Source organism: Bradyrhizobium sp. MOS002 (assembly GCF_003020115.1).
GTDB lineage: Bacteria > Pseudomonadota > Alphaproteobacteria > Rhizobiales > Xanthobacteraceae > Bradyrhizobium.
Window position 1 is genome coordinate 139,910 of sequence record NZ_PYFX01000004.1, and the last position, 26,539, is coordinate 166,448.

General features: G+C 64.3%; 24 protein-coding genes. 17 read left to right on the forward strand and 7 right to left on the reverse strand.

The annotated features are described in order from the left end of the window. Positions 1–45: 45 nt before the first annotated feature. The gene (locus C7G41_RS13565) at positions 46–1,785 is read right to left on the reverse strand and encodes an ATP-binding protein (RefSeq protein WP_199198358.1); all 1,740 of its coding nucleotides are present in this window, start codon (positions 1,783–1,785) and stop codon (positions 46–48) included. A 440-nt stretch (positions 1,786–2,225) separates the two neighbouring features. Here C7G41_RS13565 and C7G41_RS13570 point away from each other — a divergent pair, with 440 nt between their 5' ends. Then, positions 2,226–3,194 (forward strand): catechol 2,3-dioxygenase, encoded by a 969-nt coding sequence (locus C7G41_RS13570; protein WP_106943641.1) that lies wholly within the window; start codon positions 2,226–2,228, stop codon positions 3,192–3,194. Position 3,195: 1 nt separating this feature from the next. On the opposite strand, the gene C7G41_RS13575 is transcribed toward C7G41_RS13570, so the two are convergent. Both C7G41_RS13575 and C7G41_RS13580 read right to left on the reverse strand, forming a co-directional pair. Further along, positions 3,196–6,729 carry a molybdopterin cofactor-binding domain-containing protein gene (locus C7G41_RS13575; protein WP_106943064.1) on the reverse strand — a complete coding sequence of 1,178 codons (3,534 nt, stop codon included), beginning with the start codon at positions 6,727–6,729 and terminating at the stop codon, positions 3,196–3,198. Next, the gene (locus C7G41_RS13580; protein WP_106943065.1) at positions 6,729–7,211 is read right to left on the reverse strand and encodes a (2Fe-2S)-binding protein; all 483 of its coding nucleotides are present in this window, start codon (positions 7,209–7,211) and stop codon (positions 6,729–6,731) included. Before C7G41_RS13580 ends, C7G41_RS13575 begins: the two co-directional genes overlap by 1 nt. Before the next feature lie 284 nt (positions 7,212–7,495). Here C7G41_RS13580 and C7G41_RS13585 point away from each other — a divergent pair, with 284 nt between their 5' ends. The 9 genes from C7G41_RS13585 to C7G41_RS13625 all read left to right on the forward strand — a co-directional run bounded on the left by C7G41_RS13585 (position 7,496) and on the right by C7G41_RS13625 (position 16,120). After that, complete coding sequence (locus C7G41_RS13585; protein WP_199198432.1) at positions 7,496–8,953, forward strand: 6-hydroxynicotinate reductase; 1,458 nt, start codon at positions 7,496–7,498, stop codon at positions 8,951–8,953. After that, the gene (locus tag C7G41_RS13590) at positions 8,950–9,846 is read left to right on the forward strand and encodes a UPF0280 family protein (protein WP_106943067.1); all 897 of its coding nucleotides are present in this window, start codon (positions 8,950–8,952) and stop codon (positions 9,844–9,846) included. Before C7G41_RS13585 ends, C7G41_RS13590 begins: the two co-directional genes overlap by 4 nt. 27 nt (positions 9,847–9,873) lie before the next feature. Continuing rightward, positions 9,874–10,458, forward strand: coding sequence for an amino acid synthesis family protein (locus C7G41_RS13595; RefSeq protein ID WP_106943068.1), 585 nt, complete (start codon positions 9,874–9,876; stop codon positions 10,456–10,458). Positions 10,459–10,483: 25 nt separating this feature from the next. After that, a complete protein-coding gene (locus C7G41_RS13600) occupies positions 10,484–11,686 on the forward strand; it encodes an ABC transporter substrate-binding protein (RefSeq protein ID WP_106943069.1) in 1,203 nt (400 codons plus the stop codon). A 152-nt stretch (positions 11,687–11,838) separates the two neighbouring features. Continuing rightward, positions 11,839–13,728: an ABC transporter permease gene (locus C7G41_RS13605; RefSeq protein ID WP_106943070.1), complete on the forward strand. Its 1,890-nt coding sequence runs from the start codon at positions 11,839–11,841 to the stop codon at positions 13,726–13,728. Further along, positions 13,725–14,516 carry an ABC transporter ATP-binding protein gene (locus C7G41_RS13610; protein WP_106943071.1) on the forward strand — a complete coding sequence of 264 codons (792 nt, stop codon included), beginning with the start codon at positions 13,725–13,727 and terminating at the stop codon, positions 14,514–14,516. The genes C7G41_RS13605 and C7G41_RS13610 overlap by 4 nt, the downstream gene beginning before the upstream one ends. Then, positions 14,513–15,217 carry an ABC transporter ATP-binding protein gene (locus C7G41_RS13615; RefSeq protein ID WP_027569464.1) on the forward strand — a complete coding sequence of 235 codons (705 nt, stop codon included), beginning with the start codon at positions 14,513–14,515 and terminating at the stop codon, positions 15,215–15,217. The genes C7G41_RS13610 and C7G41_RS13615 overlap by 4 nt, the downstream gene beginning before the upstream one ends. A gap of 14 nt (positions 15,218–15,231) precedes the next feature. Next, positions 15,232–15,687, forward strand: coding sequence for a MarR family winged helix-turn-helix transcriptional regulator (locus C7G41_RS13620; protein ID WP_106943072.1), 456 nt, complete (start codon positions 15,232–15,234; stop codon positions 15,685–15,687). A 43-nt stretch (positions 15,688–15,730) separates the two neighbouring features. Next, positions 15,731–16,120 carry a hypothetical protein gene (locus C7G41_RS13625; protein ID WP_106943073.1) on the forward strand — a complete coding sequence of 130 codons (390 nt, stop codon included), beginning with the start codon at positions 15,731–15,733 and terminating at the stop codon, positions 16,118–16,120. A 6-nt stretch (positions 16,121–16,126) separates the two neighbouring features. Here C7G41_RS13625 and C7G41_RS13630 read toward each other — a convergent pair whose 3' ends face one another. Continuing rightward, positions 16,127–16,816 (reverse strand): hypothetical protein, encoded by a 690-nt coding sequence (locus tag C7G41_RS13630; protein WP_106943074.1) that lies wholly within the window; start codon positions 16,814–16,816, stop codon positions 16,127–16,129. Between the two features lie 109 nt (positions 16,817–16,925). Then, positions 16,926–18,122: an amidohydrolase family protein gene (locus C7G41_RS13635; protein WP_106943075.1), complete on the reverse strand. Its 1,197-nt coding sequence runs from the start codon at positions 18,120–18,122 to the stop codon at positions 16,926–16,928. A 156-nt stretch (positions 18,123–18,278) separates the two neighbouring features. Between C7G41_RS13635 and C7G41_RS13640 the strand changes: the two genes are divergently transcribed. The 4 genes from C7G41_RS13640 (at position 18,279) to C7G41_RS13655 (ending at position 21,175) form a co-directional block, all read left to right on the forward strand. Beyond that, complete coding sequence (locus C7G41_RS13640; RefSeq protein WP_106943076.1) at positions 18,279–19,052, forward strand: ferredoxin--NADP reductase; 774 nt, start codon at positions 18,279–18,281, stop codon at positions 19,050–19,052. A gap of 106 nt (positions 19,053–19,158) precedes the next feature. After that, the gene (locus C7G41_RS13645) at positions 19,159–19,485 is read left to right on the forward strand and encodes a hypothetical protein (protein ID WP_106943077.1); all 327 of its coding nucleotides are present in this window, start codon (positions 19,159–19,161) and stop codon (positions 19,483–19,485) included. Between the two features lie 107 nt (positions 19,486–19,592). Continuing rightward, complete coding sequence (locus C7G41_RS13650; RefSeq protein WP_106943078.1) at positions 19,593–20,849, forward strand: cytochrome P450; 1,257 nt, start codon at positions 19,593–19,595, stop codon at positions 20,847–20,849. A 92-nt stretch (positions 20,850–20,941) separates the two neighbouring features. Continuing rightward, complete coding sequence (locus C7G41_RS13655) at positions 20,942–21,175, forward strand: hypothetical protein (RefSeq protein WP_199198359.1); 234 nt, start codon at positions 20,942–20,944, stop codon at positions 21,173–21,175. Positions 21,176–21,196: 21 nt separating this feature from the next. On the opposite strand, the gene C7G41_RS13660 is transcribed toward C7G41_RS13655, so the two are convergent. Next, on the reverse strand, positions 21,197–22,450 hold the full coding sequence (locus C7G41_RS13660) for a DUF763 domain-containing protein (RefSeq protein WP_106943642.1): 1,254 nt from the start codon (positions 22,448–22,450) through the stop codon (positions 21,197–21,199). Between the two features lie 127 nt (positions 22,451–22,577). On the opposite strand from C7G41_RS13660, the gene C7G41_RS13665 reads away from it, so the two are divergent. Further along, positions 22,578–23,726 (forward strand): mechanosensitive ion channel family protein, encoded by a 1,149-nt coding sequence (locus C7G41_RS13665; RefSeq protein WP_106943080.1) that lies wholly within the window; start codon positions 22,578–22,580, stop codon positions 23,724–23,726. 86 nt (positions 23,727–23,812) lie between these two features. Here the strand turns inward: C7G41_RS13665 and C7G41_RS13670 are convergent, their stop codons facing one another. Further along, the gene (locus tag C7G41_RS13670; RefSeq protein WP_106943643.1) at positions 23,813–24,793 is read right to left on the reverse strand and encodes a tripartite tricarboxylate transporter substrate binding protein; all 981 of its coding nucleotides are present in this window, start codon (positions 24,791–24,793) and stop codon (positions 23,813–23,815) included. A 116-nt stretch (positions 24,794–24,909) separates the two neighbouring features. Here C7G41_RS13670 and C7G41_RS13675 point away from each other — a divergent pair, with 116 nt between their 5' ends. After that, entirely contained in the window at positions 24,910–25,620 is a 711-nt protein-coding gene (locus C7G41_RS13675) for a TetR/AcrR family transcriptional regulator (RefSeq protein WP_106943081.1), read from the forward strand. 29 nt (positions 25,621–25,649) lie between these two features. Continuing rightward, positions 25,650–26,534, forward strand: coding sequence for an amidohydrolase (locus tag C7G41_RS13680; protein ID WP_106943082.1), 885 nt, complete (start codon positions 25,650–25,652; stop codon positions 26,532–26,534). Positions 26,535–26,539 lie beyond the last annotated feature (5 nt).

A 26,539-nucleotide genomic window follows, 5' to 3' on the forward strand; every position in this document is an offset into this window, starting at 1 on the left:
GTGACGTCAGGCTCGCAATGCCGGGGCTGGAAAACGAGCGTTGCTTTACCGCAGCGGCTTCTTCAGCAGCGAGAAGCGGTCCGGATCCAGTCCCATCGACGGTTGCAGCATCGGGGCTTCGACGTTGGAGAGCGTCTTCGCGGGCGGCACCGAGAACACCGGATCGTTCGGAACGTCGCGCTGCGAGGTGGCACCGCGCCAGCGCTCGAGCACGGCGCCGACGAAATGCATGTCGTGACCGGAGGTGACGGACGGCACGCTGCTGATGGTGGCTTCGCCGCGCGGCAATTGATGCGGCGGGACCTCTTTGAAGCGCAGCCGCGTCGGCAGCGCGACACCTTCGCCGAATGCCAGCACTTCGCGGGTGCCGAGCGAGGGCACGAACGAGAGCAGGTTCGCGGCCGCATCGGACACCGCGGCGCGCAGCAGCGCCTGGTCGCGCTCGTTGGCAAGACGCATCGTGAACAGCGTGTTGCACTGGGAGATGATGGTGGCGTCGAGCTCGGCCGGACGCTGGGTGATGAGGCCGAGATAGACGCCGTATTTGCGGCCTTCCTTGGCGATGCGCGACACCGCCTTGCGGGTCGGCCCGAAGCCCACGTTGCGATCGGCGGAGGCGTAGCGATGAGCCTCTTCGCAGACGAACAGCATCGGCGAAACGCCGTCGCTCCACAGGCCGAAGTCGAAGGCCATGCGGCAGAGCACCGAGACGACGGAATCGATGACCTCGGCCGGGAAGCCGGCGAGCTGCATCACCGTCATCGGCTTGCCGTTGGCCGGCAGGCGGAACAGATGGCTGATCACCTCGGCCATGGTGTCACCGCCGACATTGGCGTTGTCGAACATGAAGGCGTAGCGCGGGTCGTTGCGGACGGCCTCGATGCGGGAGATCAGCTTGTGATAGATGATGCGCGAGGAGCGGTTCTCGAGCTTGCCCATGCGCTCGTCGATCAGCGACATCAGATCGACCAGGCGATAGGGCACCGGCGTGTCGACGGTATAACCGATCTGCTTTGGATCGATGCGCTTCAGGCCAATGCGGTCGGCGTTCTGGTACTGAGTGTAGACGCCCTTGGCGAGCGGAATGACCTCGGCGAGGACGTCGAGCTCCTCCGGTACGCCGGCGCGGCCGCCGAACAGCACGTCAACGATTTCCTCGAAATTGAACAGCCAGAACGGCAGTTTCAGATTGCGCGGGTTGAGCACCAGCGCGCGGTCGCCGAAGCAGCGGCCATATTCGTTGTGCACATCGAGCAGGAAGATGCGCAGGTTCGGGCGTGCCTTGAGGATCTCGTTGAGCAGGAGCGACACACCGGTCGATTTGCCGACGCCGGTCGATCCCAGCACCGCAAAGTGCTTGGAGAGCATTTCCTCGATGTCGACATAGGCGATGACGGATGGGTCCTGCTGAAGGAAGCCGACATTGATCTGGTCGGAGCCGGTCGGCGCGTAGATCGTGCGCAGCTCCTGGCTCGTGATCAGGTCGACGGAATCCCCGATAGTCGGATAGTTGGTGACGCCGCGCTGGAATTTGGCCTTGCCTGCGGCATTGAGGATTTCGCCCAGCAGGTCGACCGAGGCGATGGCGATCAAATTGTCGGTGCTCGACAGGTTTTCGCAGGACACCTCGGTGATCATCGCGACGATGACCGAACTGGCGCAGCGGATGCTGACGAAGCGGCCGACGGTTGCCCGCACTTCCGAGACTGGCATCCGGCTTTCAGCCAGCAGGCCGACCCGGGCGAGCGATCCGCGAACCGAAATCACGCGTCCAAAAGATGTCACAATGAATGAACCTGACAAGAGCAACGGGTTGTCCGGGACTATGCATGGCCGTCGCTGGACAAACGGTTAAGCGGCAGGCGCCGGCGCTTCGTTAAATCCGCGACAATTCGGGTGCGAGGTTTGTTCCCAATGCATACTTCCTGGCAGAAGCGGACGGAAAATGCTGCTTTTTCCCGGCGGGCGGGCCCCAGGCGTGTTTAAGGAAGATTTTACCATTCGGGCAGTCGACCGCCGTTCGAAGGAGGGCTTGTCATCCTGGATGGCCCGTCATTCACTCTCGGCGGCGATGTTTGATTTGTTGACGGGACCTAATCATTTGTACATTGGTACAAATGAACTGGCAGCCTCGGGGCCGCCCACCGGCGCTTGAGCGGATTGCTGCCTGTGCCAGATCGCGGGATCCGGTCCAGCGGATCGCAAGCCACGTCTTGGAGGACATGATGCAGCCTGAACCGATCCTCGATCTCGCTCATCTCGGCCACATGGAGCTGTTGACGCCGAAGCCCGACGAGAGCCTGAAATTCTTCGTCGACGTGATGGGCATGACCATCAGCGGACAAAAGGGCGAGTCGGTCTATTTGCGCGGCTGGGACGATTACGAGCGCTATTCGCTCAAACTGACGGCGTCGAAGACGTCAGGCATGGAACACATGGCGTTGCGCGCGCGCAGCCAGCAGGCGCTGGAGCGCCGCGTCGCTGCGCTGAAGGGTTCCGGCTTCGATATCGGCTGGATCGACGGCGACATGGGGCAGGGGCCGACCTTCCGCTGCCGCGATCCCGATGGACACATCGTCGAGCTCTATTACGAGACCGAATGGTATCAAGCGCCGCCCGAGTTGAAGCCCGCACTGAAGAACCAGGCACAGCGCTTCCCCGCGCGCGGCGTCAATGTCCGCCGCCTCGACCACCTCAATTGCCTCGCTGTGGACATCAAGGCCAACCGCGAGTTCTTCGAGAACTATCTCGGCTGCCGCCTCACCGAGCAGATCGTGCTGAACGACGGCCGCGAAGCGGCGATGTGGCTGACGATGTCGAACAAGAGCTACGATTTCGCCTATTCACTCGACCATTCCGGCACGCCCGGCCGCTTCCACCACGTCACCTACGCGCTCGACAGCCGCGAAGAAATCTTGCGCGCCGCCGACATCTTCCTGGAGAACGGCATCCACATCGAGACCGGCCCGCACAAGCATGCGATCCAGCAGACCTTCTTCCTCTACGTCTACGAGCCCGGCGGCAACCGCGTCGAAGTCGCCAATGCCGGCGCGCGCCTCATCCTCGCGCCCGACTGGAAGCCGATCGTGTGGACGGAAGAGGAGCGGAAGAAGGGGCAGGCATGGGGCCTGAAGACGATCGAGTCGTTCCATACGCACGGCACGCCGCCGGTAGAGGCGAAGAAGCACGCTTGATTTAGTGTGTGGATGACGATCGCACGCGTGCGATCGTCTCACGCACGCCGGTCCATGCCGGCTTACCGGGCGCGAACTGCTGGCGAAGGAACGCGACGAGCTCTTCAACTTGCGTATCGCTCATGCTGTTCTTGAAGGCGGGCATATAGCCGAGATCGCTCGACACGGGCTCGGCGATGCCGTGCAGGATCACCTGCAAGAGATTGTCTGATGTCGCGCTGTGCAGATTGGTGTTGAGCGCGAGCGAGGGGCGGCTGCCGAACAGCGGCAGGCCGCCGACCTCGTGGCAGACGGCGCAGGCGCCCTGATAGAGCCGCGCTCCGGTGGAGGACGCCACCGTGACCTGCGTTGAGCTCTCAAGTTTTGCAGCAAGTGCATCTAGGCCCCGCGTTTCGGTCACGGTGTCGTTGAACGAGTTGAGATAGACCGCCATGGCACGAATGTCCTGGTCGGGCAGGGCCGCGAGATCCCTGACGATCGGCGCCATCGGCCCGGCGGCGACGCCATGGTATCGCGAGTGGCCCGTGCGCAAATAGGCGTAGAGCTCGTCCTCGCTCCACGGGATCGGCGCGTGCGAGATCGATGTCAGCGCCGGTGCTTCCCAGCCCTCGGCAAAACCGCCGGCGAGATAGGCATTGCGCTGCTCTGCGCCGAGCGCGTTGCGCGGCGAGTGGCAGGCGCTGCAATGGCCGAGTCCCTCGACGAGATAAGCGCCGCGATTCCAGACCTCGGATCTGGCGGGATCGGGCTTGAACTCTCGCGTCTGGTGGAACAGCGCATTCCATCCGGCAAGTAGCGGGCGGAGATTGAACGGGAAGGCGAGCGCATTCGCAGGCTGCGTCGCGCGCACCGCAGGCTGTGCCATCAGGTAGGCGTAGAGCGCCTGCATGTCGGCGTCGCCGGTCTTCGAAAAGTGCGTGTAAGGGAAGGCGGGATAGAGCTGCCGCCCGTCGCGATGCAGCCCGTCGCGCATCGCGCGCTCGAACGCGGGATAGGACCAGGCGCCGATACCGGTTTCAGCGTCTGGCGTGATGTTGGTTGCGTAGATCGTGCCGAACGGCGTCTCCAGGGCGCGGCCACCGGCGTTGAGCGCACCGCCGATCATCGTGTGGCACTCTGCGCAATTGCCGAGTGCGGCCAGTTGTTGCCCGCGCGCGATGGTCGCTGCCGAATAGACCGATGGGTCGGGCCGCGCGATCGGCGCGATGGCGCGTCCCGGAAGAAGCGCCGCGCCGATGCCGATCGCGGCAGTGCAGACGGCCGCGATCGTCGCGAAGACGCCGGCGCGTTTGGCGAACGGATTCTCCCAGATGCGGGATGGCTGTGGCGTAGCGGAAGCGGGCAGCGCCTGCGGCGTGGCCGGCCCGCCGCTGTGTAGTCCTTTCAGGATGCGCTCGGGCGTGAACGGCGGCTCGCGAAAGCGCACGCCGGTGGCATCGAAGATCGCGTTCGCAATCGCAGCCGCACTCGGGACCGAGGCGGACTCGCCGACGCCGAGCGGCGGCTGGTCCGGCCGGGGCAGCAACAACACATCGATTTTGGGCACGTCAGGGAAGGGGATGATCGGATAAGCGCCCCATTCGCGCGCCGCGACTGCGCCGCGCTCGAACGAGACCTCCTCCATCAGCGCGCGGCTGGTGGACTGGATGACGTTGCCGCGGATCTGGTGGCGCACGCCGTCCGGGTTGATCATCAATCCGGAATCCTGGCCCGCGACGACTCGCGTGACGCTGACCTCGCCGGTCGACTTGTTCACGGCAACGTCGGTGACCCAGGCCGACCACGCCGCGCCATAGCCGGGAAATTTGCTGTGGACGTAGAGCGCATAGGCAAAGCCGCGCCCATGCACGATCTCGCCGTCTTTCTCTTCGCGCACCGGCCGCGGCGTCCAGCCCGCGCGCTCGGCGACCGCATGGACGAGATCGACGGCGCGCTGGTCCTTCAGGTAACGCAGGCGGTATTCGATCGGGTCGACGCCGGCCTCGGTCGCGGCCTCGTCGATATAGGATTCATGCGCAAAGGTGTTCGGCAGGGCCGAGACGCCGCGAAACCAGGACGCGCGCACGATCGGCGCCATGTCGTGGGCGACGACGCGCATGTGGTCGTAATCGTAAGGCGGGATCGCGGTGCGGTCGCCCATCTGGAGGACGTCCGGCTTCGGCGATATCCGCCCCGTCAGCAACAGCGCCAACGTCGGCGCGGCATTCGACGGATAGCGTGTGGCGAGATCGTAAGCCGCGACGTCGCCCTTCGCGTCCAGGCCGCCATTGACGTCGATGAGCTGCGCGGCCCCCTTGGGCTCCCAGGCATGTTCCTGCTCGCGCGTCAGCTGCACGCGCACGGGTCGGCCGACCGCGCGCGAGAGCAACAATGCGTCCGCGGTGACGTCGTCGGCGCAGTTGCGGCCGTAGCAGCCGGCGGCCTCCAACCTGATCACCTCGATCTCGCTCTCGGGACGCTCGATCAGCAGCGACAGGTCTCCGCGCAGCAGGTGCGGATTTTGCGTGCCCGACCAGACGCGGATGTTGCCGTCCTGGACGTCGGCGACCGCGCAGGACGGGCCGATCGAGGCATGCATCTGATATGGCCAGACGTAAGTGCGCTGCATCGGCTTGGCCGCACCGGCAATGGCAGCATCGACATCGCCCTTGTCGATCAGCGTGCGCGGCGTGGACGGGTTGGCACGAAGTGCGTTCTCGACGTCGGCGAGATCGGTCAGATCAGGCGTCGGCCTCCAGCTCACCGCAAGCTGCTCTGCCGCGCGGATCGCGTTCTCCTCGCGCTCCGCGACCACGCCGACGAAATCGCCGATGCGCACGACGGCTATGATGCCGGGAATGTCGCGCACCGAGGATTCATCGACCGAAATCAGGCTGGTGCCGACGAACGGGCCGGCGTCGACGCCGGCATAGGGCGGGCGCACCACGCGGCCATGCAGCATGCCTGATACGCGGATGTCGTGCACGAAGGTCAGCTCGCCGGTGGCCTTGGCGGGCAGGTCGACGCGGGGCATCGATTGGCCGACAATGGCGTAATCGCCGACGGGCTTAACGGCGACGTCGTCGGCAAGCTCCAGACGAATGGTCTCTCCGCCGATCAACTCGCCGTAGCTGACGCTGCGATTGTCGTGCCCGCGCACAAGGCCGTCTTCGATTCTGAGATCGGCAGCCGGCAGCTCCAGGCGCTCGGCCGCACGTGCGATCAGAAAGTGCCGCGCCTGCGCGGCGGCTTTGCGCAGGGGAACGGCGGTGATCTGGATGGTCTCGCTCGCGATCGTGGCGCCCTGGTTCGGCACCGTTGCGGTGTCGCCGAGCACCACGACGACGCGGGCAAAGGAGACGTCGAGCTCTTCAGCCACGATCTGGCCAAGCGCCGTGCGTATGCCGGTGCCGAGATCGACATGGCCGTTATAGGCGTTGACCGACCCGTCCGCGGTGATGCGGACGAAGGTCTCGGATGTGACCTCGTCCACGGTGCGGACGACGACGAGCGAGCCGGCTTGGCGCTCAGCTCCGTTGGAGGAAGGGGAGGCCATCAATCAGCGGCCTCGGCGAGTTGGCCCGACGCACGCATCACGGCGCGCAGGATTTCAATATGTGTTCCACAACGACAGAGATTGTAGCGCAGCGCCGCCAGCGCCTCCTGTTCGGTGGGCCGCGGGTTGATCGCAAGCAGCGCCTCGGTGGTCATGATCATGCCGTTGACGCAATAGCCGCATTGCGCGGCCTGTTCGTCGATGAAAGCCTGCTGCACCACATCCGGCTTGTCGCGGGTGCCGAGCCCTTCGAGCGTCACGATGTCGCGGCCGGCGCAGCCACCGATCGGAATAACGCAGGAGCGCGCCGCCGAGCCATCGATCAGGACGGTGCAGGTGCCGCATTCACCGAGGCCGCAACCGTATTTCGGACCGTTGAGCGCGAGATCGTTGCGCAGCACGTAGAGCAGCGGCGTGTCTCGCGCCGCAGTGATTTCGTGCATTCTACCGTTCACTGTGATGCGGATCGGTGTCTGCGTCATCCTCGTTCCCAAGTCGACTCGTTGAGCGCCGCAGCCAAAGCATCGCGAAAATTCCAAGTCCCGCTCAAAATCTACGTTGCGACGATACCGTTTGTACACAAACGTGCAAGCCGTGCATGCCGCAGTGCAGCGCGAATGCCTTCTTTGTGGACAGGGCGGATAGGCAAATGAGGCTTTATGCGGCAGGCGCATCTTTTGCGCCGCACCGCCGCTTGACAGCACTCCGGAGCGCGCGCAACATCGTTCGTATACGAATGATAACCGCGGTGTCCGCCGGCTTTGACATGGTGATGGAAACAACCAACTCTGCCACCGACAAGATCCGCTGCGATGCGTGTCCGGTGATGTGCTACATCAAGCCGGGCGCGGCGGGCGCTTGCGACCGCTATGCCAACCACGACGGCAAGCTCGTCCGCGTCGATCCGCATGTGATCCTGGAGCGTACCGTTTCGCATGGCGGCAAGCTCGTCCCGTTCAGCCGCACCGAAGATTGGGACGGCAAGATCGTCCACGAGCCTTCAACCTTTGTGACGGCGATTGGCGCGGGTACGACCTATCCCGACTACAAGCCGGCGCCGTTCATCGTCTCCGCGGAGGTCGACGGCGTCGACATGGTGACTGTCGTCACCGAAGGCATCTTCTCCTATTGCGGCATCAAGGTGAAGATCGACACCGACCGCTATCTCGGGCCGGAGACCGCAACCGTCCGTGCACAAGGCGAGGCGGTCGGTCATGTCACCACCAGCGAATACGGTTCGCAGATGCTGTCGCTCGGCGGCGTGCATCATCTGACCGGCGGCTCCAAGAAGGAAGGTCGCGTCACCTGCGACACGCTGATGGATCTCGCCAATTGCAAGGCGGTCGAGCTCACCATCGACGGCGGCGCAAGCGTGGTCGTGCAGGCCGGCCAGCCGCCGATCGTCAACGGCAGGAAAGAAGAGCGCATGCGCGTCGGCTGCGGCTCGGCCACGATCGGCATGTTCGCCAAGCAATGGCACGGCAAGGTCGACGAGGTCGTCGTGGTCGACGACCATATCACCGGCGTGCTTTCGGAGCACCAGGCCGGCAAGCTGCTCGACATTGCCGACACCGGCATCAAGATGAAAGGGCGCCGCTCGACGCCCGGCCGCTATTTCCAGGTCGCCGATCCCGGCACGGGTTGGGGCGGCACCAATATCTCCGATCCGCTCGCAATCCTCGGACCGTTCGACGCCAAGGAAGCCAGGGCTGGTCTTTCCATGCTGATGGTCTCCACGACCGGCGAGCATTCGTCCTATTACGTGCTCGACGAGGCCTTGAAGCCGGTCGAGACCGAGATGCCTGACGACCTCAAGTTTTCGGTCGAGCGCATTCAGGAGAATTGCGAGCCGGCGCTGTGCACGGTGCTGTTCATGGCGGGTGCCGGTGGTTCTTTGCGAGCCGGCGTGACCGACAATCCGGTGCGGCTGACGCGCTCGGTGAAGGACGCGCTGACGCGCGTCACCAGTGGCGGTGCACCGGTCTATGTCTGGCCGGGTGGCGGCATCACCTACATGGTCGACGTGACGCAGATGCCGGCGGGGGCGTTCGGTTACGTGCCGACACCCGCGCTGGTCGCGCCGATCGAATTCACGATGAAGCTGTCGGATTATGCGGCGCTCGGCGGGCACATGGATTATGTGAAACCGCTCTCCGAAGTTCAGGGTGGCGACGATGTCCGCCAGTTGCCCTGGCAGAACCCGATTCCGGGGCCTCGGGCATGACAAGGCTCCCGCAAATCGCGTTGCTGTCTGACGGCCGGCGGCTGCATTTGCAGGATGGACCGATTGATTTGGTCGTCGAGGCGAGGGGGACCGCCGACGCAGTGCGCGCGGCCTATGAGGCTGCGGCCGAACGGTTCACCGGGCTTCTCGACGAGCTCTGCGCGGAACTGCCCGAGCTGCGGACCGCTGTCGAGGAGCGGACCTCGTTGAAAGGCGTTGTGGCGCGTCGCATGCACGCTGCGGTGACGCCCTATGCGGCTGACGGCTTCATCACGCCGATGGCTGCTGTGGCCGGCAGTGTGGCGGAGGAGATTCTCGGCGCAATGCTGAATGCAGCGGCGCTCGATCGGGCCTATGTCAACAATGGCGGCGACATCGCCCTGCATCTCGGCGAGGGCGAGCATTTTTCGGTCGGCCTGATGGACCGGCCTGATCGCGACGGCGTGATGCGGACAATCAGGGTGGATGTCGATGATCCCGTGCGCGGCATTGCGACCAGCGGGCGGCACGGCCGCAGCTTTTCGCTCGGGATTGCCGATGCGGTGACCGTGCTGGCGGGATCAGCGTCGCAGGCCGATGCCGCCGCGACGATCATCGCGAATGCCGTCGATTTGCCGGGGCATCCCGCTATCATCCGAAAACCTGCGAACGAACTTCAGCCCGACACCGATCTCGGCGCGCGGCTCGTGACCCGAGACGTCAGTGAATTGTCGCAGGATGAGATCGCGACCGCGCTCGAATCTGGCGCGGAATGTGCACGGCAATTATTCGATCGCGGATTGATCGAGGGTGCCGTGTTGCAGCTTTGTGGTGATATGCTTGTCATCGGGACCAAGGATATTGAACCGCAACGATCGCGCCCGCTCGTGGCGGAGAACGCGGTTCATGCCTGAACAGGGAAGCGGCTTGAGGACACAATCATGAGCGCGATCATCCGCAAGATCGTCACCGTCGTCGAAGAGACCCAGATGGAGATGGGCCGCCAGGTCTCGCCGCCGACGCGGCGTGCGGCGGCAATCGCCGTGATCGAGAATCCGCTTGCCGGAAAGTATGTCGAGGATCTCTCGCCGCTGATCGCGATTGGCGAGGAGCTCGGCGAGCTGCTGTCAAAGCGTGCGGTGGCGGCGCTCGGCATCGACGGTTCCAAGGCGCAGAGCTATGGCAAGGCGGCGGCCGTCGGCGAGAACGGCGAGCTGGAGCATGCAGCCGCCATCCTTCACCCGAAAATGGGCGCGCCGGTGCGCAAAGTGCTGAGCAAGGGCGCTGCGCTGATCCCGTCGTCGAAGAAGCGCAGTGGACCCGGCACGACGCTGGACATTCCGCTGGGCCACAAGGATGCAGCCTTCGTGCGCAGTCATTTCGACGGCATGGAAGTGCAGATCAACGACGCGCCGCGCGCCAATGAGATCATGGTCGCGGTCGCCGTCACCGACAGCGGCCGTCCGCTGCCGCGCGTCGGCGGGCTGACGGTTGCGGAGATCAAGGGCGAAGACGGACTGCGTTAATCTTTTCAGAAAAGTGGAGGTTGGGATGCGAGCAAAGAACTATTTTGTCGGTGCGGCGTTCGCGCTGTTGGCAAGCGGCATGGCTCATTCGGCCCTGGCGCAGGACATCAAGATCGGCGAGATCAACAGTTATTCGTTGCTGCCGGCGTTCACCGAGCCCTATCGCAAGGGCTGGCAGCTCGCGGTCGAAGAGATCAACGCGGCCGGCGGCATCAACGGCAAGAAACTCATCGTCGTCTCCAAGGACGACGGCGGCAAGCCGGCAGATGCGCAGACCGCGGCCAACGAGCTGGTGTCGAGCGAGGGCGTGGCGATGCTGACGGGTACGTTCCTGTCGAACATCGGTCTTGCGGTCAGCGACTTCGCCAACCAGAAGAAGGTGTTCTTCCTGGCGGCAGAGCCGCTGACGGACGCTGTCACCTGGTCGAAGGGCAACAAGTACACGTTCCGACTGCGCCCCTCCAACTACATGCAGGCGGCGATGCTGGTGGAAGCAGCCAGCAAGCTGCCGGCAAAGCGTTGGGCGACGATTGCGCCGAACTATGAATACGGCCAGTCCGCGGTCGCAGTGTTCAAGAAGCTGATGTCGGAGAAGCGGCCCGACATCCAGTGGGTCGACGAGCAGTGGCCGCCGCAGGGCAAGATCGACGCGGGTCCAGTGGTGCAGGCGGTTGCCGCTGCCAATCCCGAAGCGATCCTCAACGTCACCTTCGGCGCGGATCTCGTGAAGCTCGTGCGTGAAGGCAACACCCGCGGACTGTTCAAGGGACGCGAAGTCGTCTCGTTCCTCACCGGCGAGCCCGAATATCTCGACCCGCTCAAGGAGGAGACGCCCGAGGGCTGGATCGTCACAGGCTATCCCTGGTACTCGATCAAGACGCCCGAGCACGACGCGTTCCTGAAGGCCTATCAGGCCAAGTACAACGACTATCCGCGGCTCGGCTCGATCGTCGGCTACCAGACCATCAAGTCCGCAGCGGCGATCCTGGCCAAGGCCAACTCGACCGATCCGGAGAAGCTGATTGCTGCCGCGGAGGGCCTGTCGATGCCGTCGCCGTTCGGCGAGATCACCTTCCGCAAGATCGATCACCAGTCCACGCTGGGTGCCTATGTTGGCAAGACCGCGCTGAAGGACGGCAAGGGCGTGATGGTGGACTCTGTCTACAAGAAGGGCGCGGACTATCTGCCAAGTGATGCCGAAGTCGAGAAGCTGCGTCCGAAGGATTGATCTCCGCTGCCGTAGGGTGGGTTAGCCGCAGGCGTAACCCACCACCTTCGATGCCGCACGATAAGAAGCGGTGGGTTACGCTTCGCTAACCCACCCTACAAGGTGAGCGCTCCCCGCGGGGGGAGCGCACTGAAACCCAACCCGGACCGCCGATGGCCTTTTACGTCGTACAGTTTCTGACCGGTCTCGCCAGCGCAGCGTCGCTGTTCCTGGTGGCGTCGGGCCTGTCGATCATCTTTGGCGTGACGCGGATCGTGAATTTTGCGCATGGCGCCTTTTACATGATCGGCGCCTACGTTGCCTTCACGCTGACGGAGCGCCTGTCAGGTGCATTCGGCTTCTGGGGCGCGATCGTCATAGCGGCGTTCGCGGTGGCGCTGATCGGCGTGCTGGTCGAGATGGTCCTGCTTCGGCGTATCTATCACGCGCCCGAGCTGTTCCAGCTGCTCGCGACCTTCGGCCTGACCTTGATGGTCGAGGACCTGGTCGTCCTGATCTGGGGGCCGGACGATCTGGTCGGGCGCCGTGCGCCTGGCTTCAAGGGGGCGATCGACTTCTTCGGCCAGAACATCCCGAGCTATGATTTGTTCCTGATCGTGCTCGGACCGGTCGTGCTCGGCATTCTCTGGCTCTTGTTCCAGCGCACGCGCTGGGGCGTGCTGGTGCGCGCAGCGACGCAGGACCGCGACATGGTCGCGGCGCTGGGCGTCAATCAGAAATGGCTGTTCACGAGCGTGTTTGCGGTCGGCGTTTTCCTCGCCGCTCTCGGCGGTGCGCTCCAGATCCCACGCGATGCCGTGCATCATGCAATGGATTTGCGCATCATCGTCGAGGTCTTCGTCGTCGTGGTGATCGGAGGCCTCGGCAGCATCATCGGCGCTTTCGTCGCGGCGGTGCTGGTCTCCGAGCTCAACGCCTTCGGCATCCTGATCTTTCCAAAAATCTCCATCATCCTGGTCTTCCTGGTGATGGCGGCAGTGCTGATCGTGCGGCCCTGGGGTCTGTTCGGCAGGCCCGAGGCGCCGGCGCGCAAGACACCGGGCCTCACCGTCAATCCCTGGCGACCGCTGACGTCGAATGAACGGCTTGCTGCACTTGCGGCGCTCGTCATCGCGGCGACACTGCCGCTGTTCGCCGGCAACTATGCACTGACCGTCGGCTCGGAGATCGCGATCTCAGTGATCTTCGCCGTCAGCCTGCACTTCCTGATGTCGGTCGGGGGGCTCGCCTCCTTTGGCCACGCCGCCTATTTCGGCCTCGGCGCTTACGGCGTCGCTTTCCTCGCCAAGATGGCGGGTCTGCCGATGATCGTCTGCCTGTTGCTCGGTCCGTTGCTCGGCTGCATGGGGGCTGCCGTGTTCGGCTTCTTCGCGGTCCAGCTCTCCGGCGTCTATTTTGCGATGCTGACGCTCGCGTTCGCGCAGATCGTCTGGTCGATTGCGTTCCAGTGGGTGAGCGTGACCGGCGGCGACAACGGTATCCTGGGCGTCTGGCCCTCGAGCTGGGCCGCGAGCCCATCGCATTTCTATTGGCTGTCGCTCGGCGTTGCGGCGCTCGTGACGATCGCGCTGCGGGCCATGGTGTTCTCGCCGTTTGGCTATGCGCTGAGGGCAACGCGCGACTCGCTGCTGCGCAGCGAAGCGGTCGGGATCAACGCCAAGCGCATCCAGTGGACGGCCTTCGTGATCGCGGGCACGACCGCCGGCATCGGCGGCGCGCTGTTTGCCTACCTCAAGGGTAGCGTCTTCCCGGACAATCTCGGCATCTCGCTCTCGGTCGATGCGCTTGTCATGGTGCTGCTCGGCGGCGTCGAGACGGTGTCGGGCGCAGTGATCGGCGCCATCGTCTACAAGGCCTTGAACATCTGGCTGGTCAGCCAGACCGACCTGTCAAAACTCGTGCTCGGCGGCTTCATCGTTCTGATCGTCGTCGTCTTCCCCAAGGGCATCGTCGGCATGCTGGAGATGCTGGCGCATCGCCGCGGGAAGACATCGCCGCCGGGGTCACCCTTGCTTGCCAAGCCGATCGAGTCCGCCGAATGAGCGTCGCCCCCCCACTTCTCGCGGTCGAAGGACTGACAAAATCCTATGGCGGCGTCCACGCCGTGCGCGGCGTCTCCTTCTCGCTGCGCGCCGGCGAAATCCTGGCGCTGATCGGACCGAACGGCGCGGGCAAGAGCACCTGTTTCGACATGCTCAACGGCCAGAACAGGCCTGATAGCGGCCACGTCCGCTTGCTCGGCGAGGACACAACCGGCAGGAAGCCGCGCGAGATCTGGCGAATGGGCGTGGGCCGTACCTTCCAGATCACCGCGACCTTCGCGACCATGACGGTGCGCGAGAACGTGCAGGTCGCGCTGATCTCGCATGGCAAGCAATTGTACAATCTTTGGGGCTCGGCGCCGAACTTCGACCGCGGTGAGGCCGGGCGACTGCTCGAGCTGGTCGGCATGGGTGGTTACGCGGATCGCCCCTGTGGCGAGCTTGCCTATGGCGATCTCAAGCGGCTCGAACTCGCCGTCGCGCTCGCCAACCAGCCAAAACTGCTGCTGATGGACGAGCCGACCGCCGGCATGGCGCCGCGCGAGCGCGTCGATTTGATGCGGCTGACCGCGCAGATCGCCCGGGAGAAATCGATCGGCGTTCTCTTCACCGAGCACGACATGGACGTGGTGTTCGAGCACGCCGATCGCATCATCGTGCTCAACCGCGGCACGTTGATCGCCGAGGGCTCGCCGGCCGAGGTCCGCGGCAATCCGCAGGTGCAGGCGGTCTACCTCGGCGAGGGCCTCCTTTACGAGGCCGGGCATCGTGAGGGAGCATCGGCATGAAGCTCACGGTGCAAGATCTCAACAGTCATTACGGCCCGGCGCATATCCTGTTCGACATCGGCTTCGAGGTCGGTGAGGGCGAGGTTGTCGCGCTTCTCGGCCGCAATGGCGCCGGCAAGTCGACGACGTTTCGCTCGATCGTCGGGCTCGTCGCGCAGCGCTCGGGACGGATCATGTTCGAAGGCAAGGATGTCTCGGCGCGTCCGACACATGAGATCGTGCGGGATGGGCTTGGCTATGTGCCCGAGGAGCGGCGTATCTTCACCGACCTGACGGTGGAAGAGAATCTCGAAGTCGGCCGCCAGCCGAAGCGCCCGAACGCCCCGCACTGGACCCGCGACAAGCTGTTTTCGCTGTTCCCTAACCTTGGCGAGATGAAAAATCGTCCGGGCGGCCGCATGAGCGGCGGCGAGCAGCAGATGCTCACCATCGCCCGCACGCTGATGGGCAATCCGTCGCTGGTGCTGTTGGACGAGCCTTCGGAAGGCCTGTCGCCGAAGATCGTGGAGCAGATGGTCGATGCCATCCTGACCATGAAGAAGGAGGGCGTCAGCATCGTCGTCTCCGAGCAGAATCTGCATTTTGCGCGACTGATCTCCGATCGCGCCTATATCATTGAGCGCGGCCGTATCTGTTTCGGGGGTACCATGGCCGAGCTCGACGCGCGTCCGGATATCCGCGACGCGCATTTGTCGTTGTGAGGGGCGGGGAGCGGATGGCGAGAAGCGTCGCGGCGAAGAAAAGCGTCAAACCGGCAAAGCCGCCTTATGTGCTCGATGAGCAGGTTGGCTTCATCCTTCGCCAGGTCTGGCAGCGCCACAGCGCGATCTTCTCTCGCGAGATCGGCACCAATATTACGCCGACGCAATGGGCGGCGCTGTCGAAGCTTGCCGAGGCCGGGCCATGCTCGCAGAACCAGCTTGGACGGCTGACGGCGATGGATGTGGCGACCATCAAGGGCGTGATCGATCGTTTGACGGCGCGTGGCCTGACCGAGACCAGCCAGGATCCCGAGGACGGACGGCGGCTTCTGGTCAGCCTGACGCGCGCGGGGCAGCAACTGGCGGAAAAGGTCGCGCCGAATGCGCTCGCGATCACACGGGAGACGCTGGCGCCGCTCGAGGCAAAGGAGCGTGAGATGCTGATGACGCTGTTGAACAAGCTACGGTGAGCCGCGACTAACCTCGGTGAAGGTCTTGTCGAGGTGTTTCGATATGAGAGCGGCGACGCGGTTTACGATGGCTCTGAGTATGAGCGCGGTGCTGGTGGGCCAGTGTGCTCCCGCCTTGGCGGCGCAAGCCTATGAGGGGTTCTGGGCGTCGACCAAGAAGGATTGCCGCGACCAGGACAGCGCCAACCGCATGAGCATCGAGGGCGGCAACCGTCTCTTTTGGTACGAGACCCGGTGCCGCGCCACTGAGATCACTGCCGACGGGAAGCTGAGCTGGAAAATGAAGCTCTCCTGCGAAGGCGAAGGCGAGAAGTACCGCTCCAGTCCCCGGGTTTCCATTGCCGCGGATGGCAAGCTGGTGATGGACAACAGCCCGGTCGGCCAAGGGAAGCGCCAGACCTACGTGCGTTGTGAGATCGCCAAACCGCGGTGATCCCCTTTACGTCTTTCCTGGCCATTTCGCGCGATAGCGGATTTCGCTGCCGTCGCCGAGCCGTCGCCACGTTCCGAACTCCGGCGTATGCGGAGCCCAGGCCGTCAATCCGATCGGGCAGACTCGGCTGGGCTGTCCCTGGATGTTGACGGCGAGCTGCCGGTGCGAGGTTCGGAACGCCAGCTCGACCTCGCCTGCGATGACGGGCTGATCGCCGTCACTATGGAAGCGGGCTGGGTCCAACTCGCCCGGCATGGTGTTGAGGTCGGTCTGCAATTCGATGGTGATGCCTTGTGGTGATTTCGGCACCGTTGCGCCGGCCGGAAACCGGACTTCGAAGACGAGCAGAGGAGTGGCGCCGTTCCGGTTGAGCCACGGCGTGGCCGTCATGTACGCGACGCCCATGTAAGTGGCCGCAGCCGCAACGCAGAGCAGGACGACGACGCCGAGCGACTTCAGACTGTTGCGCGCGAGACCGCTGTTGCTTGCATCTGTGCCGGAACGTGTCACCAGCCAGCTGGCAAGCACCAGGCCAGCGATCGCTCCGATGGGTGAGTAGACGAACAGTGCCAACAGACCAGACGTGATCGGGTCGGCCCGGTTGCCCAGATCGAGCACTGAAAACAGCACAAAGGTCGCGACATAACCTCCGACCGCACCGGCAACACCGGCGGCAATCCGCGACGAATTCTTCATGTCTCCCTCGGCGTTCCAGCAATGAACTGCCTGCGTTAGACGTAGCAGGCTGGCGACTTGTTCAATGCTTTCAGGGGACCGCGCGGAGCGGCGAGCCGCTCCGACCGCGTCACTTCGCCACCACCTCCGGCACCCTGCCGGCCGGCGGCGTGTTGCGGCTGCGCTGGGTGCGCACGATACCATCGATGATGGTCATGCCGATGCCGGGGAGGTCGCCGAGCTGGACGCTCTCCAGGATGTTCTTGCCGGCCGAATGCTGCGCCTTGTCCATGATGACGAAGTCGGCGGAACGGCCGACTTCGATCAGGCCGCAATCCAATTCGCGCATGCGCGCCGTGTTGCCGGTGGCGAGGCAAAACGCGATCTCGGCCGGCAGGTCGCCAAGCGAAGACAGCATCGAGACCATGCGCAGAATGCCAAGCGGCTGCACGCCGGAGCCGGCCGGCGCGTCGGTGCCGAGGATGACGCGGTTCAGATCGCCCATCTCGCGCGCGATGCGCAACGTGAACAGCGCCGAGCGCTCATTGCCATTGTGCACGAGCTCGAGGCCGCGCTTGCAGCCCTCGCAGATGCAGCGGATCTGGTCGTCGGGAAGCGCGGTGTGGCCGCCATTGATGTGGCCGACCACATCGGTGTCGGCCTCCAGCACCACGTCCTTGTCGATCAGGCCGGAGCCGGGGATCGAGGGACCGCCGGTGTGGATCGTGCTCTGGATGCCGTATTTGCGGGCCCAGCCGACCATTTTTCGCGCGGTCGGGCCGTCCTTGACGCCGCCCAGGCCAACTTCGCCGAGCAGCTTGACACCGGCTGCGGCCAACTCCTTGAAGTCCTCCTCGACCATCTCGCATTCGATCACAGGCGCGCCGGCGTGAACCTTCACGCCGCCGGGCCGCAGATTCCAGAATGCGCGCTGTGCGAAGATGGCCATCGCCTTCAACCCGACGACGTCGCGCGGGCGGCCGGGCATGTGCACTTCGCCGGCGGAGATCATGGTGGTGACGCCGCCATGTAAATTGCTGTCGATCCAGCCGATCTGGTTCTGGCGAGGCGTCCAGTCGCCCGCAACAGGGTGGACATGGCTGTCGATCAGGCCGGGCGCCACCGTGGTGCCGTTGGCCTCGACGATGGTGGTCGCGCCTTCGGTGTCGAGGTCCTTGAAGCGGCCGATCGCGGTGATCTTGCCGTTCTCGGCGACGATGGTGTCGCCGTCCAGGATCGGCTTTTCCAGCGCGCCGGACAGGATCAGGCCGATATTGCGGATCACGAGCTTCGAGGGTCCGGTGGCCTGGGGTGCGTCATGCGCCATGGAATGGGTCCTTGTCCTTAACTGCAACGCTTCCGATCTTGGGCAGCCTTGACCGCGGGATCAAGCCGGATTATTCATTAGTATACAAATGATCGTGTACAAACGACGCATAGCTGCCGCCTTGAAAACCGCCACGACGCGCCACGGAAGGGTGAGATGAGCAATTTCAATCAGGAAGCCGTTTTGAGCGTCCACCACTGGACCGACACGCTGTTCTCCTTCAAGACCACCCGCAGCCCGACCTTCCGCTTCCGCAACGGCGAATTCACCATGATCGGCCTCAAGGTCGGCGAGAAGCCCCTGCTGCGGGCCTACAGCGTCGCCAGCGCCAATTACGAGGACACGCTGGAGTTCTTCTCGATCAAGGTGCCGGACGGCCCGCTCACCTCGCGGCTCCAGCATCTGAAGGAAGGCGACGAGATCATCGTCAGCCGCAAGGCCACCGGCACGCTGGTCATCGACAATCTCGAGGACGGCCGCAACCTCTATCTCATCGGCACAGGTACGGGCCTTGCGCCGTTCCTGAGCGTGATCAAGGACCCCGAAACCTACGAGCGGTTCGAGAAGGTCGTGCTGCTGCACGGTTGCCGGCACGTGAAGGAGCTCGCCTATGGCGAGATGATCACCGAGACGCTGCCCAAGGACGAGCTGATCGGCGAGTACATCCGCAACCAGCTGATCTACTATCCGACCGTGACGCGCGATCCCTTCCGCAACCGCGGCCGCATCACCGACCTCATCACCTCCGGCAAGCTGTTTTCCGATATCGGCCTGCCGGCCCTGGAAGCCGCCCACGACCGCGTCATGATCTGCGGCAGCCCGGCGCTGGTGGCGGATACCCGCGTGCTCCTCGGCGAGCGGGGGCTTGTCGAGGGTAATCACGGCGAGCCGGCCCAATTCGTGGTCGAAAAGGCCTTCGCCGAGCGCTAGGCTCGGAACTCCCCCGCAAGAAGACCGTATTTTCGCCGCCGGGCGCCCGTTGCGGCGCCGATTCGGCACGCGATACACTGCGGGAACGAATCAGCGGAGTTCCCACATGGTTGCGGACAGCGACAGCAACATCGCCTGGCACCGGGTTCAGTTGAAGAAGAATCGCGCCGAGCTGAAGGCGCTCGAGACCGCGCGCTTCACGATGGGCGAGATCGCGTCTTCGAAGCGGAACGGCCAGACTCAGAAGGCGATCGGAGAATTCAAGCGCAAGATCGCGCAGTCCGAGCGCGCCATCGCCGATCACGACAAGCGCACGCGCCGGCCGCTCACCACCGACCTGCAAAGCCTCAGCAACGGCAGCTGGAGCAATTGGGACGCCTACACCAATCAGCAGCAGCGCAAGATCGGCCCGCGTTCGCCCGGGCGGGGGTAGACTCGTCTCTCTACGCCTGCTCCGCCGAAGCGAAGGTTCCGCACCCCTTGCGCGCGCGGTGTCGTGCACCATCTCGGTGAGACGCCATCAACCGCTCCGGTGATCACATGGCACCACGCCTCGATTTCACCAGCGAGGCCTTCTTTCGCGATCCGCCCAGGGCGATCGCAACGTTGCGCATGTCCGGTCCTGTGGTCGCGGCGCGATTTCCTATCGTCGGCGATGTCTGGATCACCACGACCCACGAGGCCACGGCGCAAGTCCTGAAGGACGGCACCAATTTCACGCTGCGCAAGGAGGATGGCGACGTCGCGGGCCTGCGCTGGTGGATGCCGAACTACGTCAGAACCATCGCCAACAACATGCTGACGATGGACGAGCCGGACCACACAAGGCTGCGCAGCATCGTGGACGAGGCATTCCGGCGCCGCGCGATCGTCGCGATGGAGCCGCGCATCCGCGCCATCGCGGACGGTCTCGCCGACGAGCTGTTTCTGGCCGGAAGCCCGGCCGATCTCGTCCAGCGCTACGCCCGCATCCTGCCGCTCGCGGTGATCTCCGAGCTGCTCGGATTGCCGTTGGCCGATCGCCCTCGCTTCATCGCCTGGGCCAATACGATGTCCTCGCTTACGAACGTCGTTAGCTTCTTCCGCCTGCTGTTCGCGTTCCGCAAGATGCGAGCTTACCTCGAACGGCAGTTGCAGATTGCGCGCGTACGGGGCGGCGAGGGCCTGATCGCGGAACTGGTCCAGGTCGAGCGTGAGGGCGGCCAGATCACGCCGGACGAAATGGTGTCGATGGTGTTCCTGCTGCTCGCGGCGGGCTCGGAGACCACCACGCATCTCATCAGCGGTTCTGTCTACGAACTCCTCAGAAATCCCGGCGTTCGCGACTGGCTGGCACAGGACTGGAGCCGCGTCGGGCTCGCGGTGGAGGAATTCCTGCGCTTCGTGTCGCCGGTGCAGTTCTCCAAGCCGCGCTATGTGAGGCGGGATATCGAGCTCGCGGGCGTGCGTCTCAAAAAGGGCGATCGCGTCATGGTGATGCTCGCGGCCGCGAACATGGACCCGGCGATGCATGATCGTCCCGAAAGCCTCGATCTCGCGCGCAAGCCGAACCGTCACATGTCCTTCGGAACGGGAATCCATTTCTGCCTCGGCCACCAACTTGCGCGCATCGAGGCAGCTTGTGCGCTGGAAGCGCTGTTCGTGCGATGGCCGCGGCTTGGTCTCGCGGTCGAGTCCTCACAGATTCATTGGCGCAAGCGGCCGGGGCTTCGCGCGATCGCGAAGCTGCCCGTGATTGCCGATGCCGGCGAAAGCCGCCAACGGAGTTCCGATGTCGAGCAATTGCTCGCCGGCTGAAGGAGATTGTGATCACCGTTCCCTGATGCAACCGCGAAACAAACTCAGCGGGGCATGCGTTGGCATTGCGGACCACAACGAGGGAGCAATCTATGCCGAGTGGAGGCAAAACGCATATCGGTTCGGGCGCGCACGGCAAGGGCGCAGGCAGCGGGGCGCTGACGGATCTCCCAAAGTACAAGATCGGCGACAACATGATCCTGTCGAACCGCGACAAGGCGCAGCATTCCGACATTCGCGGTTTGGACGGGAAATTCATCCAGACGGAGCAGTATCAGGATCATTCGGCCAACAGGCTGCTCGACGATGGGGAGTCTGAAAACTAGGCGATAGTCCAACCGACAGCTTCAGGAGCCGGTCGACTTCTTCGAAGCGATGAGATCACGCTCCCAGCCGAACACGGAGCGGCCGCCGAGATCGGAAGAGGCCGCACGCTCTCCGGCGATATAGGCCTCGACCGATGGCCCGCGCGCGGTGCGCTCCAGCCGCCGCGCCTGGTCGTCGAGCCGCTGGATCGCCTGCACCTCTTCCTCGCGCCCGAGCTTTGCGTTCTGGATCGCACCCTTCAGCACGCGAATGGTTTCGTCATAGACCTTGATCGGGACAGGGTAGGGATGCCGGTCCTTGCCGCCGTGCGCGAGTGAGAAGCGGGCGGGATCGTTGAAGCGGTAGGGCGCGCCGTGCACCACTTCGGCCACCATCGCCAGTGAACGCACCGTGCGAGCGCCGACGCCGGGCGTCAGCAGCAGCTCCGGAAAGTCGACCGGGCCGCGCTCGGCCGCCGCCGCGAGTGTGCCGTGCAGGCGGCGCGCGAACACGTCCTTTGGCCGGACGTCGTGATGTGACGGCATGATCAGGTGCGGCAGCATCGCTTGCGCGGGCTCGGGCGCGGTCCCGGTAAGCCGCTCGAATTCGCAGAGGATGCGATCCGGGCCGAGATCGCTCAAGAGCTCAAGCTGGGCATTGCGCGAGATAGCGGCGCGATGGTCGGTGAGGTTGACGATCTCGCCTTGCAGCGGCCCGTCGATCGCGCTGTGCGGCGTGTCGACAAAACTCTTCAGCGCTTCGGAATGCCAGTGATAGCGGCGAGCCTGCCGCTTGTCGCCATTCATGCCCTGCTGCACCACGGTCCATTTGGCGTCGGTCGTGACGAAGAACCCGTGGAGGTAAAGGTCAAAGCCGTCCTGGACCGCGGCGCTGTCTACTTTCGCGACGAGGCGACTCGCACGCGTGAGCTTTGCGCCGTCGAAACCCACGCGGTCGCCGAGCTGCATCAGTTCGTCCGGGGTCTTGCGTGAGTGCTGGCCACGCCCGCCGCAGACGTAGATTCCGAGCTCGTCCTGGAGCGGGCCCAGACCCCGCTTCAGCGCGCCTATCACGGAGGTCGTGATGCCGGAGGAGTGCCAGTCCATCCCCATCACGGCACCGAATGACTGGAACCAGAATGGATGCGAGAGCCGCTGGAGGAATGCATCCCGTCCGTAGTGATGCACGATCGCCTGGGTGACGATCGCGCCCAGCGAAGACATGCGGGTCGCCAGCCAGGGTGGAACCCGGCCGGTGTGAAGGGGAAGATCGGCGCTGCCGGTCCGTCGAGTCATGATCAGCCAGAAATAGCGCAGTTCGGCGCTGATTGCACCAGAGGGATGCTGCATTGCACCGAGCGGGGGAGCGAACCACGCTGCAATGCGTTGAACCGCAAGCGCGAATGCAAATGCGGGGACTTTAATGAATCGGCAGGCCCTTTTGGCCGACATCGACAGGATGTTCGCGTGGATACCGTCGTGGTTCGTCGGCCTCTGTCTGGTCGCTGGCGTGATTCTGATCGCCCTGTCGATCTATCGCCTCTCGGTTTGGCTGTTCAACCGCGCCTTCGGAACCCGTCTCCCGCTCATGAGCGTGTTCATCGAGCGCACGGCTGGCCCTGCTCAGCTGGCCCTCTGTCTTGCCGCCGTGGCGTTGGTGCTGCCGCTCGCGCCGCTGGACGACGCCTTCCGCACGCCGCTGACGCGCCTGTTCGTTGTCGCCTTCATCGCGCTGATCGGCTGGATCTCGATCCGGATCGTGGATATGAGCGCGGCACGGTATCTCCTGAACTTTCGCGACGTCACCGAGAATTTCGTCGCGCGCAAGCACGTCACCCAGGTCCGCGTCTTCAAGCGCGTCACCGATATCATCATCGTCATCATCACAGTGTCGACCGCGCTGATGACGTTCGACTCGGTCAGGCAATACGGCGTCAGCCTGTTCGCCTCCGCCGGCGCCGCCGGTATCATCGTTGGTCTTGCCGCCCGGCCGCTGCTGAGCAATCTGATCGCGGGCATGCAGATCGCGATCACCCAGCCGATCCGCATCGAGGATGCCGTCATCATCGAGAACGAGTGGGGCTGGGTGGAGGACATCGCCTCGACCTATGTGGTGATCCGGCTGTGGGACTGGCGCCGCATGGTGGTGCCGCTGTCCTATTTCATCGAAAAGCCATTTCAGAACTGGACCCGCGACACCGCGTCCCTGATCGGCGTGATTGCGTTCCATGTCGACTATCGTGCCGACGTGCCGCGGATCCGGCGCTGGCTGGAAGAAGCAGTGAAGGAGTCCAAGCTCTGGGACGGCGAGGTAGTCAATCTCCAGGTGATCGACGCGGATTCGCGCACCATCGAGCTTCGCGCCCTCGTCAGCGCCAGGAATGCGCCGCAGTCCTGGGACCTGCGCTGCGAGATGAGGGAGAAGCTGATCGCCTTCATCCGCGACGAGATGCCGGAAGCGCTGCCGCGCGAGCGAGCGATCCTGATCCCGTCGGGAGGAGGCGACGATGATGCCGATGTCGTGCGGCGTCCCGCCGCGTCCGAAAAGATGCGGGCGAGCGCCCGCAATTGACCTACTCGCGCGCCGCCTTGGTCGCGCCGCGCAAGCTGGCGTGCTGCTGGATCGTGTCCAGCGCGCCGGTCCTCATGTGAAGAGCCTCATTGCGCTCGGATGTCGGCGGCCTTCAGCACCGGCTCCCATTTGGTTGCTTCGGCATGCATGTAGGCGTCGAAATCCCTCGACGACGAACCGACCGGGGCCGCGCCGATCTTGCCGAGCGTCGAAAGCACGTTCGGGTCCTGCAACGCCGCCTTCAGATCGGTTTCGAGCTTCGCCGCGATCTCCGGCGGCATTTTCGCCGGGCCGAGAACGCCCCACCAGACGGAGACGTCGTAACCTGGCACGCCCGACTCGGCCACGGTCGGAACATTGGGCAGCGCCTTGGAGCGTTCGGCCGAGGTCACCGCGAGCGCGCGCACCGCGCCGCCGTCGATCTGGCTGATGGCCTCCGCAAGCGGGTTGATGCTGAGCGGGATATCGCCGGCGATCACGGCCGTCAGCGCCGGCGCGCCGCCCTTGTAGGGGATCGCGACGATCTTGGTGCCGGACATGTATTTCAGCAGCTCCCCGGCGAGATGCGCCGAGGTGCCGTTGCCGGACATGCCGTAGGAGAGCTTGTCAGGCTCCTTGTTCGCCGCAGCGAGGAGATCGCCGAGCGTCTTGTAGGGACTGTCCTTGGCGACGACGATCGCGAGCGGCGAGGAGGCGACTTCGGTGATCGTGGTAAAGTCCTTGAAGGTGTCGTAGGGCACGCTCGGATAAATGAACTGATTGAGGGGATGACCGCTCGCGACCAGGATCAGCGTATAGCCGTCGGGGGCGGCCTGCGTCAGTGCCTGCGAGGCGACGATGCCGCCGGCGCCGGGGCGGTTGTCGATCACCGGCTGCTGGCCCCAGGTTTTCGCCAATGCCTGTCCGAGCGTGCGCGCGAGCACGTCGACCGCACCGCCGGCCGCGTAGGGCACCAGGATGTGAACCGGCTTGCTCGGATAGTTGTCGGCGGCCTGTGCGGCGCCGCCCGCCAGCAGCAGACCGGCACCCAGCATCAAGCCGCCGATCTTCTTGTTCAAACCCAGCATTTTCCAGCACTCCTTGTGGGCGTTTGCGTGCGGACGTCGGTCTTTCGAGCCGTCCTGACGGCTGCCCATGGTTTTTGTTGACGAGACCTGATCTTTTGTACGATAGTACAAATCGCATGATACGCAACCCCGCCAGCAAGCCAACGGCCCGCAAGCCGAACATGCGCGAGGCTATCCTCGTCGCGGCCGAGGAACTGTTCGCCACCAACGGCTTCAACGCCGTGTCGGTGCGCGATATCGCACAGGCCGCCGGCGCCAATCCCGGCAGCGTCACCTACCATTTCAAGACCAAAGACGGCCTGCTGCTGGAGATCTACCGGCGCCATTGCGGGCCAATGAATTTGCGCCGTTCCGAGCTGCTCGCGGCCGCCAAGCGCGTGCGGGATCTCCAGGACCGGCTCGAAGCGATGGTGCGGGCCTATGTCGCGCCAGCCTTCACTTCGGGCAGCGATCTTGCCGGGGGCGGGGCGCGGTTCACGCGGCTGCGCGCGGTGATGTCTGCGGAGGGCAATGAGGTCGCGCGGAAAATCATCGCGCAGACTTTCGACGACACCAGCCACGCCTTCATCGATGCGATCCACGACAGCCTACCGCACGTTCCGCGCACCGACATCGTCTGGCGCAGTCACTTCCTGCTTGGCGCACTCTATTATTCGCTGGTGACGCCGGATCGCGTCTCGCGCCTGTCGCGCGGCGAGGCCGACGGTAGCGATGCCGCAAGCGCCATCGAGCAATTGGTGCAAGCGACCGTGGCCGCGTTCCAGGCCCCCGCACTCGATCAGGCTGCGCCGACGCGGCGACGACCGGTCGTCAGCAGCAAGACTTGAACACGTGGTCCCGTTCGGCGGTTGATCTGATGGCAATGATGTACACGCCGACCATTCCGCCGCCCGATCCTGACACGCGAACGCCAAAGTTCAGGCTGCCGAAGCTGTCTTGCGATGCGCATTGCCACATCTTCGGGCCCGGTTCGAAATACCCTTACGCGCCGGACCGTTCCTACACGCCGCCGGATGCGCCGCTCGAGGATTTCCGCGCGCTGCACGTCAAGCTCGGGGTCGAGCGTGCTGTCATCGTCAATGCCAGTGTGCATGGCACCGACAATGCAGTGGCGCTTGACGCCATCGCGCAGAGCAATGGCGCCTATCGCGCGGTTGCCAATATCGACGACACCATCACGGAGCGCGGGATTCGCGTGCTGCACGAGGGCGGCTTTCGCGGCTGCCGCTTCAATTTCGTTCGCCATCTAGGCGGCGTTCCCGACAAGCGCGTGTTCGACCGCATCGTCGCGATGGTCGCGCCGCTCGGCTGGCACATCGATCTGCATTTCGACGCGATCGATCTGCCCGAATATGCCGACACGCTGACAAGGCTGCCGCTGAGCTACACTATCGATCATATGGGACGGGTGAAGGCATCCGAAGGGCTCGACCAGCTTCCGTTCAAGATCCTGATCGAGCTGATGCAGCGCGACGAGAAATGCTGGGTCAAGATCTGCGGCTCGGAGCGGGTGTCCTCCAGCGGTCCGCCGTTCACCGACGCTGTGCCGTTCGCGCGAAGGATCGTCGAGACCGCGCCCGATCGGGTCATCTGGGGCACCGATTGGCCACATCCCAACGTCAAGGCGATGCCGAATGACGGCGATCTCGTCGACCTGATCCCGCTGTTCGCGCCGGAGCCCGAGTATCAACAGAAGATCCTCGTCTATAATCCAGCGCGCCTGTTCGGGTTCGAGGAATGACGGTG